Source organism: Variovorax sp. P2_H12 (assembly GCF_056403395.1).
On sequence record NZ_JBFUFO010000009.1, the window covers coordinates 39,262 to 53,155 of the forward strand.

Annotated in this window: 15 protein-coding genes; 4 read left to right on the forward strand and 11 right to left on the reverse strand. The window is 69.8% G+C overall.

Translation table 11 applies throughout. The annotated features are described in order from the left end of the window. Positions 1-40: 40 nt before the first annotated feature. From AC1DYK_RS07905 to AC1DYK_RS07955, 11 genes are all read right to left on the reverse strand, one after another. Positions 41-1,051 (reverse strand): alpha/beta hydrolase, encoded by a 1,011-nt coding sequence (locus AC1DYK_RS07905; RefSeq protein ID WP_478165758.1) that lies wholly within the window; start codon positions 1,049-1,051, stop codon positions 41-43. 38 nt (positions 1,052-1,089) lie between these two features. Next, a complete protein-coding gene (locus AC1DYK_RS07910; RefSeq protein ID WP_478165759.1) occupies positions 1,090-1,479 on the reverse strand; it encodes a RidA family protein in 390 nt (129 codons plus the stop codon). A gap of 19 nt (positions 1,480-1,498) precedes the next feature. Then, entirely contained in the window at positions 1,499-2,365 is an 867-nt protein-coding gene (locus AC1DYK_RS07915; protein WP_478165760.1) for an alpha/beta hydrolase, read from the reverse strand. After that, positions 2,355-3,074 (reverse strand): ABC transporter ATP-binding protein, encoded by a 720-nt coding sequence (locus AC1DYK_RS07920; RefSeq protein ID WP_478165761.1) that lies wholly within the window; start codon positions 3,072-3,074, stop codon positions 2,355-2,357. The genes AC1DYK_RS07915 and AC1DYK_RS07920 overlap by 11 nt, the downstream gene beginning before the upstream one ends. Further along, positions 3,061-3,897, reverse strand: coding sequence for an ABC transporter ATP-binding protein (locus AC1DYK_RS07925; RefSeq protein ID WP_478165762.1), 837 nt, complete (start codon positions 3,895-3,897; stop codon positions 3,061-3,063). The genes AC1DYK_RS07920 and AC1DYK_RS07925 overlap by 14 nt, the downstream gene beginning before the upstream one ends. After that, positions 3,884-4,915 carry a branched-chain amino acid ABC transporter permease gene (locus AC1DYK_RS07930; protein WP_478165763.1) on the reverse strand — a complete coding sequence of 344 codons (1,032 nt, stop codon included), beginning with the start codon at positions 4,913-4,915 and terminating at the stop codon, positions 3,884-3,886. The genes AC1DYK_RS07925 and AC1DYK_RS07930 overlap by 14 nt, the downstream gene beginning before the upstream one ends. After that, positions 4,912-5,784: a branched-chain amino acid ABC transporter permease gene (locus AC1DYK_RS07935; protein ID WP_478165764.1), complete on the reverse strand. Its 873-nt coding sequence runs from the start codon at positions 5,782-5,784 to the stop codon at positions 4,912-4,914. The genes AC1DYK_RS07930 and AC1DYK_RS07935 overlap by 4 nt, the downstream gene beginning before the upstream one ends. 14 nt (positions 5,785-5,798) lie before the next feature. Next, positions 5,799-6,734: a hypothetical protein gene (locus AC1DYK_RS07940; protein ID WP_478165765.1), complete on the reverse strand. Its 936-nt coding sequence runs from the start codon at positions 6,732-6,734 to the stop codon at positions 5,799-5,801. Between the two features lie 82 nt (positions 6,735-6,816). Continuing rightward, a complete protein-coding gene (locus AC1DYK_RS07945; protein WP_478165766.1) occupies positions 6,817-7,785 on the reverse strand; it encodes a ferritin-like domain-containing protein in 969 nt (322 codons plus the stop codon). A gap of 22 nt (positions 7,786-7,807) precedes the next feature. Next, a complete protein-coding gene (locus tag AC1DYK_RS07950; protein ID WP_478092218.1) occupies positions 7,808-8,983 on the reverse strand; it encodes an ABC transporter substrate-binding protein in 1,176 nt (391 codons plus the stop codon). Between the two features lie 75 nt (positions 8,984-9,058). Next, positions 9,059-9,853, reverse strand: coding sequence for a GntR family transcriptional regulator (locus AC1DYK_RS07955; protein ID WP_478165767.1), 795 nt, complete (start codon positions 9,851-9,853; stop codon positions 9,059-9,061). Between the two features lie 219 nt (positions 9,854-10,072). Here AC1DYK_RS07955 and AC1DYK_RS07960 point away from each other — a divergent pair, with 219 nt between their 5' ends. From AC1DYK_RS07960 to AC1DYK_RS07975, 4 genes are all read left to right on the forward strand, one after another. Further along, a complete protein-coding gene (locus AC1DYK_RS07960) occupies positions 10,073-10,477 on the forward strand; it encodes a group III truncated hemoglobin (RefSeq protein ID WP_478165768.1) in 405 nt (134 codons plus the stop codon). Beyond that, positions 10,470-11,711: an NnrS family protein gene (locus AC1DYK_RS07965; RefSeq protein WP_478165769.1), complete on the forward strand. Its 1,242-nt coding sequence runs from the start codon at positions 10,470-10,472 to the stop codon at positions 11,709-11,711. The genes AC1DYK_RS07960 and AC1DYK_RS07965 overlap by 8 nt, the downstream gene beginning before the upstream one ends. A 12-nt stretch (positions 11,712-11,723) precedes the next feature. After that, positions 11,724-12,176, forward strand: coding sequence for an RrF2 family transcriptional regulator (locus AC1DYK_RS07970; protein ID WP_478092225.1), 453 nt, complete (start codon positions 11,724-11,726; stop codon positions 12,174-12,176). A 103-nt stretch (positions 12,177-12,279) separates the two neighbouring features. Further along, entirely contained in the window at positions 12,280-13,797 is a 1,518-nt protein-coding gene (locus tag AC1DYK_RS07975; protein WP_478165770.1) for an SLC13 family permease, read from the forward strand. Positions 13,798-13,894 lie beyond the last annotated feature (97 nt).

The following is a 13,894-nucleotide window of genomic DNA, read 5'->3' on the forward strand; positions in this document are numbered from 1 at the left end:
GCTGGCGCTTGCACGTCTGCTGCCCGAACAGCCCTCTTCGTCAACTAACCCGAAGCGCAAACTCCGCCGCCGCGCAAATCGCGCCATCCACCTCGCCCGGCAACGCCTTGCCATAGGCCAGGAAGCCATGGGTCACCCCGGGCACCTCCATGGTTTCGACGGCATTGCCGGAGGCTCGCAGCGCCGCGGCCAGGGCGAGCGTCTGGTCGCGAAGGATGTCGATCTCGGCCGCCAGCAGGAAGGCACGGGGAAGGGCGCCGAGGTCGACGCCGCCATCGAGCGCAAAGGCCGTGTGAGGCGGTATTGCAGCGTTTGGATCGCCCTCAGGGCCGGGTTCCTGGCCCAGGTAGGCGCGCAGATAGCGCTCCTGCGCCGCGATCGACAGGCCATGGCGCCCATCGCCGAAGGCCGCCATGCTCGCGCCCGCGAACGACCGCGTGTAGACGCCATAGAACAGCAGCAGCGCCTCGGGCCAGGCGCGATTCGTCTGCCGGTCCTCGGTGCGCTGGCGATCGCGCAGTCGGATCGTTGCCTCGAGCGCGAGGTTGGCGCCGGCCGAATCGCCGGCCACGATCAGGCGGGCGCCCGGGTGTTCCCGCGCCGCCTGGTCGATTGCCGCGATGCAGTCCTGCAGACCCGCGGGGTACGGATGCTCGGGCGCCAGCGCGTAGTCGACGGACCAGACCTCGCAGCACAAGGCCTCGGCCAGCCGCCGCACAATGGACTCGTGGGTGCGCGGCGAGCCCACGCACCAGCCGCCGCCGTGCAGGTAGACCGCCACGCGATCGCTTTCGCAGCGTCGCGGCGTCACGATCTGCAGCTCGACCGAGCGGCCTTGCGTTTCGAGCCGCCGCGACGAAAGCGCGCACGGCGGACCGTCGTCGAGCCAGGGCTCGCGCTCGGCCAGCAGTTGCGCGCGCGCTTCCGGAAAGGGCAGCGCATAGCGGCTCGGCTGCCCGGCGCGGGCTGCCGCAAGACGCGTGAGAAGCGCCGCCATCGCGGCATGCGGTTCGGGCGGCGGATGCGTGGCTGGAGAAGAGGGCAGAGTCATCGTCGTGCGGTCTGCGAAGGGCTGCCCGCGCCTGCGATTCAGCCTTGCGCCTTCCAGGCCACGGCATCGATCTCGACCCGCCACGCCGGACGGGCCAGCGCCTGCACGATCAGCAGCGTCGAAGCCGGCCGCGCCTCGCCGAGGTAGCCGGCCCGCACCGCCGCATAGGCGGCCATGTCGTTGGCGTCCACGAGAAAGTGGTTCACCTTGACCAGGTCGGCCACGCCCATGCCGGCATCGGCCAGCACGGCGAGCAGGTTGCGCCAGGCCACATGCGCCTGCGCTTCGAAGCTCTCGGGGACCGTGCCGTCGACGTCGATCGCGACCTGGCCGGCAATGTGCAGCCAGCGACCGCCAGCGGGCGCCGAGACGCCATTCGAATAGGCGCCGGCCGGCGCGGCGATGGTGGAAGGGTTGTGTTTTTTCATGGCCATGCAGGGTGTGGATTCAGGGAGGGGCCAGCAGCGCGAAGGCATCGCGGAACAGCGCGTTGCCGCCATCGCCGAGGTCGTCGAGGATGTCGAAATGGGTGCGCTCCGGCACGATGCGCAGCGTCGCCGCGCAGCCCGCGCGCCGCAGATGCTCGGCATAGTCGATCGACTGGCCGCGAAATCCTTCGGTCTCGGCGCCGCCGACGGCCAGGAGGTGCTTCGTCGCGCGCTCGGCCGGCCCTGCCATCGGACTGAGCGCGCGCGCCTCGCGTTCGTCGAGCCGGATGTCGGCATTGATGCTGGTGTGGCGCAAGGGCTCGAGGTCATAGACGCCGCTGACGCCGACGAAGGCGGCGGCCTGCCAGCCCTGCGGGCCGTCGAGCACGCAGGCGCCGAGTTGCGCGCCCGCGGAATGGCCGGCGACGAGCATGCGCGCGCTGTCGACGCCGAGCTCCTGCGCGTGCCCGCGCAGCCAGGCCATCGCCTCGCCGACCTCCGCGACGATGTCCGACACCCGCAGCGCCGGCGCCAGGTCGTAGCCGATGAAGGCCGCGTGGACGCCGCGCTGGAGCCAGGGGGCGGCGAGGAAGGTGAAGATGCCGCGCTCCAGCGCCCGCCAGTAGCCGCCGTGGATGAAGACGAACAGCGGTGCGGCCGCCGTGGCCGGATGCGGCGTCGGCAGGAAGTCGAGCAGGCATCCTCTCGACGCGGCATAGCGCCGCGTCTGGAGCCCTGGCATGGCGCGGCGCAGGTCGGCGCTCGCGCGGGCCTGGCGCTCGTAGACCGCATTGCGCTCGGGGTGCCGCGAGCGCAGGGCGTATTCGCTTTCGAGGGCCGGGTCCACCGGCGGCAACAGCTGGGGGTCGGCGGGCTCAAAGTCCAAGGTAGGCCTCCCGCACGCGGTCGTCGTCGCGCAAGGCCGCAGCCGCGCCCGAGAGCGTGATCGCGCCGCTTTCCATCACGTGGCCGATGTCCGCATGGGCGAGCGTGATGCTCGCGTTCTGCTCCGACACCAGGATCGTCAGCCCGCCGCGCTGCAGCTGCTTGAGCGCGGCGAAGACCTGCTCGACGATCACCGGCGCGAGCCCCATCGACGGTTCGTCGAGCGCGAGCAGGCGCGGGCCCGACATCAGTGCGCGGCCGATGGCGAGCATTTGCTGTTCGCCGCCCGACAAGGTGCCCGCGGCCTGGGCGAGCCTTTCTTCCAGCCGCGGAAAGGTCGACAGCACGAAGGCCAGCCGATCGTCGAGGTTGTTCTTGCGCCGCGGGAACAGGTCGGTGAAGGCGCCCATCTGCAGGTTGTCCTTCACGCTCAGCGGACCGAATACGCGCCGGCCCTCCGGCACCAGCGCGAAGCCCTTCGAGACGATGCGCGCGGCCGGCAGCCGCGCGATGTCCTCGCCAGCGAACGCGATCGAACCGCGCACCGGCCGCAGCAGCCCCGACAGCGCCTTCATCGTGGTGGACTTGCCGGCGCCGTTGGCGCCGATCAAGGCATGGAAGGAGCCGGGCTCCATCGCGATCGCGACGTCGTGCAGCACGTCGGAGGCGCCGTAGCCCGCGTGCAGGCCCTGGATGTCAAGCAGTGGCATGCGCCGCCTCCCCACCCAGGTAGGCGCGGATCACCTCCGGGTTGCGCGAGACTTCCGCGGGCCGGCCCTCGGCGAGCCGCTTGCCGTGGTTCATCACCAGGATCTCGTCGCAGGCGCTCATCACGACCCGCATGTTGTGCTCGACCAGCACCACGGTCACGCCGTCTGCATTGATCGCGCGGATCACTTCGAGGATGCGGTTCTGCTCCGCCAGCGGCACGCCCGCGATCGGTTCGTCGAGCAGCAGCAGCCGCGGCCTCGAGGCCATCGCACGCGCGATCTCGAGCAGCTTGGCATCGGCGAAGCCGAGGTCCGCCGCGAGCGTGCCGGCGCGCGCCTCGAGCCCGAGCAGCGCGAGCAGGCGCCAGGCCTCGGCCTCGGCACCGCGCTCCTCGGCCAGCGCGCCGCCGAACAGGCCCGACCACCAGCCGCCGGCCAGGCGCGGATGGGCGCCGACCATGACGTTCTCGAGCACGCTCATCGCCGGGAACAGCTGCAGGTTCTGGAAGGTGCGCGAGAGGCCGAGCGCCGCGCGCTGGTGCGGACGCAGCGCCGTGATGTCGCGGCCGTCGAGCCTGACGCTTCCGCGCGTGGGCGCCGTGACGCCGGCAACGGCATTGAACAGGGTGGTCTTGCCGGCGCCGTTGGGGCCGATGATGCCCTTGATGATGCCGGGCGCGACCGTGAACGAGAGCTGGTCCACCGCGTGCAGGCCGCCGAAGCTCACGCTCAGCGACTGCACCTCGAGCGCGGGGCCCGGCGCGGGCGCGGCGGCGAGGCCGGGGACGGGCCTGCGTTCCAGGCTTGCTTCAGGCAAGGCCATGGCGCGCCACCTTTTCTTTCTTCGGCTCCGGGACCACGGTCTTCCTGCGCCGGCCGAGGCGGGCGGCCAGGCTCGCGATGCCGCCGGGCAGGAACAGCAGCACCACCACCATGCCGGCGCCGAACACGAGCAGCTCGGCATCCTGGATGCGGCGCAGCAGCTCGGGCACCGCGGTAAAGACCGCGGCCCCGAACAGCGGGCCCCAGAACCGGCCCCAGCCGCCGATGGCCACCATGACCACCAGCAGCACCGAGGCCGAGAAGCTGAAGGTCTCCGGCGAGGCGTACTGGTTGAAGTGGACGTAGAGCGCACCCGCCAGCCCCGCGGCCACCGCCGAGGCCATGAAGGCCGCGAGCTTGCTGCGGAACGGGTCGATGCCCATGCTGTCGGCCGCCACCTCGCTGCCCGAGACCGCGCGCAAGGCGCGGCCTGCGCGGCTCGCGAGCAGCGAGGCCACGAGCAGCATCACCGCCAGGCCACCGAGCCACGCGAGCCAGAAGAAGCGCGCGGGCGTGTCGAAGGCGAAGCCGAACAGCGCGATCGGCGGCACGCCCGACAGCCCGTTGGGCCCGCCGGTGACCGACACCAGTTCGTTGAACAGCACCGACAGGATCGCGTTGAAGCCCAGCGTCGCCATGCTCAGGTAGTGTCCGCGCAGCCGTAGCGCCGGCAGGCCGATCACGAAGGCCGACAGCGCCGCGCCGGCCATCGCGGCCAGCGCGCCGATCGCCGGCGGCACGCCCCAGCGTACCGAGAGCACGCCCGACAGATAGGCCCCCAGGCCGAAGAAACCGGCCTGGCACAGCGAGATCTGCCCTCCGTAGCCCATCACGAGATTGAGCCCGCCCAGCAGCAGCAGGTTGATGAAGAAGAAGATGCCGAGACTCAGCACGTAGTCGTTGCCCGCGACCAGCGGCCAGGCGGCAAACAGGAGCCAGACCACGGCGACGTGCCGGATGCGCAGGCTGCGCTCGCGAAGCGGCGAGGAGGCAAGAGGAAGGGCGGCGGGGTGCTTCATACGCGCTCCACGGCATGGCGCCCGAGCAGGCCCGAGGGACGCAGGAACAGCGTCGCCAGCAGCGCGACGAAGGCGACCGCATCCTTGAAGTGCGAGGACAGCAGCCCGCCCGACAGCGCCTCGAGCAGGCCCAGCAGCAGCCCGCCCACCAGCGCGCCCGGCAGGCTGCCGAGGCCGCCGAGCATGGCGGCCGAGAAGCCCTTGAAGCCGAGCACGGTGCCGTGGTCGAAAGAGGTCAGCGTGAGCGGCGTGATCACGATGCCCGCGATGGCGCCGAAGGCCGCCGCCAGGCCGAAGGACAGCGCCATCGCCATGCGCGGCTCGATGCCGCAGAGCGCCGCGGCCTCGGGCTGGGCCGCGACCGCGCGCATCGCGCGGCCGAGCACGGTGCGCTCGAAGAACCAGTGCGCGCCGACCATGACCAGGGCGCAGGTGCCGACGATCCACAGGGTCTGCGGATGGATGCGCAGGGCGCCGAGCACGATCGGCGTGCTGCCCGAGAAGCCCGGCAGGCTCATCGGGTTCTTGCCGAGCACGAGCATCACCAGGCTCTTGAAGCAGATCGCCACTGCGATCATCACGAGCGTGACCGTCAGCGGGCTTTGGACCGGCAGGCGGCGCACGACGAAGCGTTCGCTGAGCAGCGCGAGCAGCACGACGGCCGCGATCGCGCAGGGCACCGCAAGGCCCAGCGGCACCTGGGCCGCGACGGCCGCGGCGGCGACCATGCCGCCCATCATCACCCACTCGCCCTGCGCGAAGTTGATCGCGCCGGTGCTCTTGAAGATGACGTTGAAGCCGAGCGCCACGAGCGCGTAGACGCTGCCGGTCGAAATACCGGACAGCAGCAGGTTGGGCAGTTGATCCACCAGGGGCTCGATGTTCAGAGGCGGCCGAGCCGGGGATGGTCGAGCGCCGGCAGCTCGAGGCCGATGGCGTCGAGGCGGTCGCGGCAGTCGGCGAGGTGTTGCCTGAAGACCTGCACCTCGGCCTCGGCGCCTGCGGCTCCGAGACCCGCCGCGGCCACGCGGTCGAGATCGGCGATGTCGGCCGAGGCGTCGATCGCGGTCGCAAGGCCGACGCAGCGCGAGCCCGCCAGCTCGACCTGCATCAGGTGCTGCACCAGGGCCTGCACGGCCGCGGCGCGCTCTTCGTTCGACATCAGCGGCGCGCGCCGCTCGATGTAGAGCCAGCCGAAGCGGGCATGACGCTCGCGCGCCTCGACGCAGCGCGCCAGCAGCGCCCTGGCGACGGGCTCGCGGGTCTGCGCGAGCCAGGCGCCGGCCAGCGCATGCTCGAGGCCGTCGCCGAAGGTGCAATGGGTCAGCACGTGGCCGTCGAGCGAACGGTCGGCGTCGAGCGCATCGCGGTGCAGCCCGCGGTTGAAGAGCGGCTGCCAGTGCGGGTCGGCGGGCGTGTCCAGGTAGCCGCCGCAGGCCTCGGCATAGCGATGGAACGACTCGACGTTCCAGGCCTCCTCGGTGTTGCGCACCGTCAGGAAGTACTTGGGGTCGGCCTCGCGGTCGAGCTCGAGGCAGAAGCGGATCACCAGCGCCGGCGTTTCGGCCAGGCCCGTGTATTCGAGCCAGGCGCGGCGGCTCCAGACGCGCCGTGCGGCGTCGAGCGCGGCCGGATCGTGCGCGCGGGCATCGAAGGCGTCCCACGGAATGTCGAGCTCGGGCGCCCAGCGGGCCTTCTTCGAATCCTCGTAGAGCGTGCGGATGGCCTGGTCGGACTGGCGCAGGTCGAGCGGGAAGCGGCGCTCGATGCGGATGGCGGTGCGTGCGGGCGACGCGGCGGTGGAATCGGGGTGCGGCACGGCGGTGCTCCTTGGCAAGGTCGACGAAGAAGGCGGGCGGCGGAAGATGAGGGGCCTGTGATGGGCCAGCGGCGCGCAGCGCCTAGAACGGCCCCTCGATCTTCGGGTGGCGGAACATCGGGATCTCGATGCCCCAGTTGTCGCGCATGCGTTCGCGCATCGCGGCGATCGATTGGAGGAACACCGGCTTTTCGAGGGCCTCGGTGGTCGCGCCCAGGCCTGCCTGGTGGGTGATCTCGTCGACCTCCATCTCGGCCGTGGACGAGGGGTTGGCGGGCGCGAGCCAGGAGCTGTGGTAGCCGTTGAGCTCCACCTTCTCGATCATGTTGATGACCGCCTGGCGCACCACGTCCTTCTCCTGCGCGCTCATCTGCGGCATGCGCTGCTCGAGGAAGGCCCAGCCGAAGGCACAGTGCCGCACCTCGTCGCGCAGGATGGCCTTGACCACCTGGCGTGCGACCGGGTTCACCGTGATCTCGGTCAGATGGCGGAACACATCGAAGGCGATTTCCTCGGCCGCGCAGACCAGGGCCGCGATCGTGCCTTCGAGAGAGATCGCCGGATCGAGCGCCACCTTGCGGATGCCGTGCGAGGCCACCGAACCCTGGAACGCGACCGCGGCCGGCTGGTCGAAATAGCCGCCGAGGGCCTCGGCCATGCGAAAGCAGACCTCGGCATGGCGCGATTCCTCCTGCGAGCGGATCGAGAAGAACAGCGCCATGTCCGGCGGGCAGCGCTCGTGGCAGAAGCGGATCTGCAGCGCCGGGCTTTCCGAGATCGCGCCGTACTCTCCCCAGGCGCGCCGGCTCCAGTACATGCGCGCGGCGCGGCGCTGCTCGTCGGTGTACTGCTCGGGGTGGAGCTGGTCCCAGTCGATGTCGGTGGCCGGGTTCCATTGCATCCGGGTCGCGGTGTGGAACAGCTCGCGGATGCGCCGGTTCTCGACGCCGAGCTTCAAGGGGAACCGGCTCTCGGGCACATCGATGATGGTGGCGGCATCGGGGAACAGGGCCCGGGGCGCCGCGGACTGCGCAAGGGTGGCGTTGGTCATGGCTGCATTCACTCGCGATGGATCACTTGTAGTCGGCCAGCTGGAAGGCACCATCGCGGTAGCTCAGCAGCACCAGGTCATCCTTCGACAGCCCCGAGTGGCGCTGCGGGCTGAAATTGAAGACGCCGCCGACACCCGGCCATTTGTCGATGCCCGCCAACGCGTCGCGGACCTTGGTGCGGTCCGCGCCGCCGGCGCGATCGATCGCGGTGCGCGCGAGGTAGATCGCGTCGTAGGTCTGCGCGGCGAACTGGTTCGGCTTGCGCTTGTACTTGGCCTCGAAGGCCTTGGTCAGCGCGGCAATGCGCTCCTTCTGCGGATCGCCGTCGGGCAACTGCGCGCCGATCGGGAACTTGACCGACACCAGCAGCACGTTCTTGGCCGCATCGCCGGCCAGGTCCATGTAGCGCTTGTCGACGAAGCCGTAGCTGTGGATCAGGTTCATCTGTTCCATGCCCAGCTGCTGCGCCTGCTTGAGGAACACCACGCCGGCCGGCGTGACGGTCCAGCAGATGACCGACTGCACGCCGGCGGCCTTGATCTTGCCGAGCTGCGGCGTGAGGTCGGTGTCGGAGGGGTTGAAGCTCTCGTACATCACGTCGAGCCCGCGGCGCGCCGCCACCTTCTTGAGCTGGACCGCGGCGCCCTGGCCGAAGCCGCTCGAGTCGCCGAGGAAGGCGATCTTCTTGATGCCCTTCTTGGCGTAGTAGTCGGCGAGCCGCTCCATCACCTGCTCGTCGTCGGCCGTACTCTTGAAGGTCCACTGGCGCTCGGCCACCGGCGTCACGATGTCCATCGCGCCCTCGGTCGAGATGAAGGGCACCGAGGCCTTCTCGGTGAGCCCGAGCATGGCGATCGCCATGCCGCTCATGTTGCCGCCGCCCACGATCATGTCGACCTTGTCCTGGTCGAGCAGGCGGCGCGTGGCGGTCAGGCCCTTCTGGGTCTGGCTCTCGGCGTCGTAGAACACCCAATCGATCTTCTTGCCGCCCACGCCGCCCTTGGCATTGATCTCCTCGACCGCGAGCTCCATGCCGGCCTTCATGTCCTCGCCGAGGAAGGCCGCGGGGCCGGTGACGGAGAGGATCGAGCCGACCTTCACGGTGGCCTGCGCGAACGCGGACGACGTCGCGGCGAACGACAGGGTCGCCGCCAGCAACACCGACAAAGACATCTTCGGGAACAGTTCACGATTCATCACGACACTCCTCGAAACAACGGTGGAAGTTGGGGCCCTGGATGCGGGCCGGTGCGGGAAAGGAAGGAGGGCGCTTCATGCCTCGGCGGGCTGGACGGCCTTGACGCGGACATCGGAGCGCCCGATGTCGCCATCGATCTCGAGCGGGCCGCTGAACTTGTAGCGGACCTGGTCGGCGCGATAGACCGAGATGCCGGTGAAGGCCGGCGTGCCTCCCGCGGCGAAGTAGGTCATCTCGCGCACGAGGACCGGCGCGGCCGGGTGGATATTCAGTCGCTCGGCATATTCCTCGCCGGCCAGGGCGGCTTCGATCTGGGTGTCGGCGCGCTCGATCGCGACCTGGGACCGCAGCACCTGCAGCAGCGAGACGTTCTCGAATTCCTTGAGCGCGATCTCGCCTGCGATGGCCAGCGGGATGTAGCGCAGGTCCCAGGCCACGCGCAACTCACCCGACAGGCGCAGGCGCTCCATGCTCAGCACCTCGGTGCGCGCGGGCAGGCCCAGCGCCTTCGCGAAATGGGCCGGGCAGGGGGTGCGTTCGACCTTCAGGTTGGCGACCTGCAGCGAACGGCCGCTCTGCGCCCATTGGCCCGAGAAGTCGCTGCGCGCGGCGAAGGACTCCTCGATCTTGTCTCGGTTGACGAAGGTGCCGAAGCCGCGGCGCCGGCGCACCAGGCCTTCGCCCTCGAGTTCGGTCAGCGCCTGGCGCACGGTGGCCCGGCTCACGCCGAAGATGCGCTGCAGGTCCTGGTCGGTGTAGAAGCGGTCGTCCTCGGCCGGCCAGGACATGAGCTTGGCCTGCAGGCTGCGCTTGACCTGCGCGTAGAGCGGCAGCGGGGAGTCACGGTCGATCGTTGGCGAAATGCTCATGGGGCGATCACGGTCTCGTTGGCGCGGGCAACGCCGCGGCGGCTCAGGATTCCCGTTCTGGCTGACGTCCAGGCGTGAATGTCAGGTTGTCCGGTTATACGGACTATATGTATTGAAATTGACAGAAATATTGGGGTTTATGCGTAGATGATGTCTCTATAAGATATATTTCAGATAAATCTTATGAAGTCTTGCCGTCGGCAAGCCAAGGAGCGGACATTGACTGCCACCGAGTTGTGCACCGAGGAAGAAATCTCGCGCATGGTCCATGCGTTCTATGCGCGGGTGCGCCAGGACGAAGTCCTGGGCCCGATCTTCGACACGCATATCGACGACTGGGATCCTCACCTGGCCAGGCTGGTGGACTTCTGGTCGGCCATCCTGCGACGCACCGGCCGTTTCACGGGCGCGCCGATGCCCAAGCACGCGGTGCTGCCCGGCCTGACCGCGGCGCTGTTCGAGCGCTGGCTGGACCTGTTCCGCGAGACCGCCGGCGCGCAAGCCAATCGCGCCATGGCCGAAGAGGCCCAGGCGATGGCGCAGCGCATCGCGCAAAGCCTGTGGATGGGCTACCAGGCAAGCCGCGATCCGGATGCCCTGCCGACGGAGTTGTCGCATGGCTGAGCTGCTCCACATCGAAGAGCCCGCGGGCACGAGGGCGCCGCCGCCGCAGTGGAAGGCCTTCCTCGAGCTCGGGTTCCGGCCGCTCTATCTGGCGGGCAGCTTCTGGGCCGCGGTCTCGGTGGCCTTGTGGGTCTTTGCGCCAGGCTGGCTCGGCGGCACGCTGGCCGGCGTTGCCTGGCATGCGCACGAGATGCTCTGGGCCTTCATCGCCACCATCGCGGTGGGCTTCCTCCTCACGGCGGGCAGCAACTGGACCGGGATCAATCCGTTGAAGGGGCGCGCCCTGGGTGTGCTGTGCGTGCTGTGGGTGTTGGCGCGGGTGGGCTTTCTCGTGCCGGGGCAGGGCGCCTTCTGGCTGGCCGCGTGCTGCGAACTGCTGTTCTTCGGCTGGGCCGCGGCCGCGCTGGGCCGTGCCATCTACGGCGCACGCAGCCGGCGCAACTACGGCGTGCCGCCGCTCGTGCTGGCTCTCGGCGTGGCCGATGCGCTGTACCTGCGCGCGGCTAGGCTGGGCGACCATGCGCTGCTGATGCAGCGCTTGGACACCGGCCTGCTGTGCATGGCGGTGATCGCACTGCTGGTGGCGCGCCGGGTGATTCCGTTCTTCGCGATGCGCGCGCTGCCCGGCCTGTCGATTCCCATGCACACGCGCAGCGGTCATTGGCAGCTTGGCGCGGGCGGCCTGGCCATCGGCTTCGGGCTGCTGGGCCAGATGCCCGCCATGGCCGCGGCCCTGGCCGTGGCCGGTGCCATCGCACTGCGGCAGGTCATGGCCTGGAAGCCCTGGGCGGTGCGGCGCGCGCCGCTGCTCTGGGTCCTGTATCTCGGCTATGCCGCGCTCGGCGCAGGCTTGCTGGTGGCGGCCGCGCACGCGGCGGGCTGGGTGCTGCGGGCGGCCTGGCCGGTGCACGTGATCGCTGTGGCCGGCCTGTCGGTGCTGATCATCGGCATGGTGACGCGCACGGCCCTGGGCCACCTGGGGCGGCCCCTGCGCGCGGACCGCACCCTGGTGGCTTGCTATCTGCTCGTGATCGCCGCCGCCGCGCTGCGCCTGCTGGCCCTGCTGCCGACGGACCTGGCGCTCGGCGCGCTGCATGCGTCGGCCGGCGCCTGGGTGCTCGCCTTCGCGCTGTACCTGTGGCGCTTCTTCCCCGTGATGATCCGGCCCCGCGTCGACGCGGCGGCCGCGCCGCAGGTGCTCAAGCCCGGCCTGCGCCTGCGTGCGACGAAGTGAACGGAAAGCCCCATGCGCCTGACGATGATGACCGACTACGCGCTGCGCCTGTTGATGTACGTGGCGCAGCAGCCGCAGCGGCTGTGCACCATCGCCGAGGTCGCGCAGGCCCACGGCGTTTCCGAAGCGCACCTGATGAAGGTGACGCACCAGCTCGGCCTGCAGGGCTGGATCGAGACCGTGCGCGGCAAGGGCGGCGGCATGCGTCTGGCCCATGCGCCCGCGGACATCAACCTCGGCGCGGTGGTGCGCAGCGTCGAGCCGGATTTCGACCTGGTCGAGTGCTTCGGCACGAATGACCATTGCGCGCTGACCGGCAACTGTCGCCTTGCCGGCGTGCTGCAGGGCGCGCTGCACGATTTCATGGCGCACCTGGATGGCGTCACGCTGGCCGACCTGTTGCCCGGCACGGACCTTCCGCTCGCGCCGCTGCGGCGCATGCGCGTCGATCGACGCAGCACCTGAGGCGCCGGCCTGGCGCAGGGCCGCGTCCACCTGAGATGATCCATGTCAAAGGCCGGCGCCAGTCCAGCGCCGAAGATCGACCGGATCTGGAACCAGGAGAACCATGAACGCCATCGCCCCGCCCACGCCTGCCGCCGCGCCGGCGCCGGTCTCGATCGTCAAGCGCGCCGGCCTCGTCGCCGCGCTCGCGGCCCTGCTCGCGATCGTATGGATGCCCGCGGCCCAGGGCCTGCCCCAGGCCGGACAGGTGATGCTCGCCATCCTGGCCTTCGCCGTGATCGTCTGGATGACCGAGGCGCTCGACTACGCCGTGAGCGCGGTGGTGATCGGGGCCCTGATGATCTTCCTGCTGGCCTACGCGCCCGACGCGGCCAAGCCCGCCGGCGCCGACATGGGGACGGCCGCCGCGCTCGGGCTGGCGTTGTCGGGCTTTGCCAGCAGCGCCGTGGCCCTGGTGGCGGCGGCCTGCTTCATCGCCGCGGCGATGACCGCCACCGGGCTCGACCGCCGCATTGCGCTGGTGGTGCTGTCGAAGGTCGACGCGCGCACCAACCGCATCGTGATCGGCGCCATGGCGGTGGGTTTCCTGCTGTCCTTCATCGTGCCCAGCACCACGGCGCGCGTGGCCTGCCTGATGCCGATCATGATGGGCTTCATCCTGGCCTTCAAGGTCGACAAGCGCAGCCGCTTCGCCGCCTTGCTGGTGATCACGGCGGCGCAGACCGCCAGCGTCTGGAACGTCGGCATCAAGACCGCGGCGGCACAGAACATGGTGGCGGTCGGCTTCATCGAGAAGCAGTTCGGCGTCAACATCACCTGGACCGAATGGTTCATCGCCGGGGCGCCGTTCTCGGCCCTGCTCAGCGTCGCGCTCTACTTCATCATGACCCGGATGCTGAAGCCCGAGATGACCGAGATCGCCGGCGGCAAGGCCACGCTCCGCCAGCAGCTCGATGCGATCGGACCGATGACGGGCCGCGAATGGAAGCTGCTCGTGCTGGTGCTCGCGCTGCTGGGCTTCTGGTCGACCGAGAAGGTGCTGCACGATTTCGACACCTCGTCGACCACCATCGCCGCCATCGCGCTGATGCTGCTGCCGCGCATCGGCGTGATGGACTGGAAGGAATCGCAGCGCGGCTTTCCGTGGGGCACGGTGGTGCTGTTCGCGGTCGGCATCAGCGTCGGCACCGCGCTGCTCAGGACCGATGCCGCCGGCTGGCTGGCCAACCTGATCGTCCATCACCTGGGGCTGCAGCAGGCCGGCGCGTTCGCGATCCTGATGCTGCTGTCGCTGTTCCTGATCGTGATCCACCTCGGCTTCGCGAGCGCCACGGCGCTCGCCTCGACCATGATCCCGATCGTGATCAGCGTGCTCACGGCGGTGCAGACGCCGGGCCTCAACGTGGTGGGCATGACGATGCTGCTGCAGTTCGTGGTGAGCTTCGGCTTCATCCTGCCGGTGAACGCGCCGCAGAACATGATCGCCTACGGCACCGACACCTTCGAGGCGCGCGACTTCGTGCGCACCGGGCTCGCGATCACGGCGGCCGCCACCGTGCTGCTGGTCGTCTTCGCGCTCACCTACTGGCCGTGGATGGGCTACATGACGTCGAAGGGTTGAAGGGCTTCGGTGCGGGCCTGGCGCCGGCGGCGTCTTTCTCGGTCGTTGTTGCGCGAGGTCAAGCCGGCGTCACGCGCACGGCGTCCAATGGATGGAC

Bases quoted from the DNA above. Each gene is read 5' to 3' on its own strand.
- AC1DYK_RS07905 (WP_478165758.1), bottom strand. From the start codon at position 1,051: ATGACTCTGCCCTCTTCTCCAGCCACGCATCCGCCGCCCGAACCGCAT.
- AC1DYK_RS07910 (WP_478165759.1), bottom strand. From the start codon at position 1,479: ATGAAAAAACACAACCCTTCCACCATCGCCGCGCCGGCCGGCGCCTAT.
- AC1DYK_RS07920 (WP_478165761.1), bottom strand. From the start codon at position 3,074: ATGCCACTGCTTGACATCCAGGGCCTGCACGCGGGCTACGGCGCCTCC.
- AC1DYK_RS07925 (WP_478165762.1), bottom strand. From the start codon at position 3,897: ATGGCCTTGCCTGAAGCAAGCCTGGAACGCAGGCCCGTCCCCGGCCTC.
- AC1DYK_RS07930 (WP_478165763.1), bottom strand. From the start codon at position 4,915: ATGAAGCACCCCGCCGCCCTTCCTCTTGCCTCCTCGCCGCTTCGCGAG.
- AC1DYK_RS07945 (WP_478165766.1), bottom strand. From the start codon at position 7,785: ATGACCAACGCCACCCTTGCGCAGTCCGCGGCGCCCCGGGCCCTGTTC.
- AC1DYK_RS07950 (WP_478092218.1), bottom strand. From the start codon at position 8,983: ATGAATCGTGAACTGTTCCCGAAGATGTCTTTGTCGGTGTTGCTGGCG.
- AC1DYK_RS07955 (WP_478165767.1), bottom strand. From the start codon at position 9,853: ATGAGCATTTCGCCAACGATCGACCGTGACTCCCCGCTGCCGCTCTAC.
- AC1DYK_RS07965 (WP_478165769.1), top strand. From the start codon at position 10,470: ATGGCTGAGCTGCTCCACATCGAAGAGCCCGCGGGCACGAGGGCGCCG.
- AC1DYK_RS07970 (WP_478092225.1), top strand. From the start codon at position 11,724: ATGCGCCTGACGATGATGACCGACTACGCGCTGCGCCTGTTGATGTAC.
- AC1DYK_RS07975 (WP_478165770.1), top strand. From the start codon at position 12,280: ATGAACGCCATCGCCCCGCCCACGCCTGCCGCCGCGCCGGCGCCGGTC.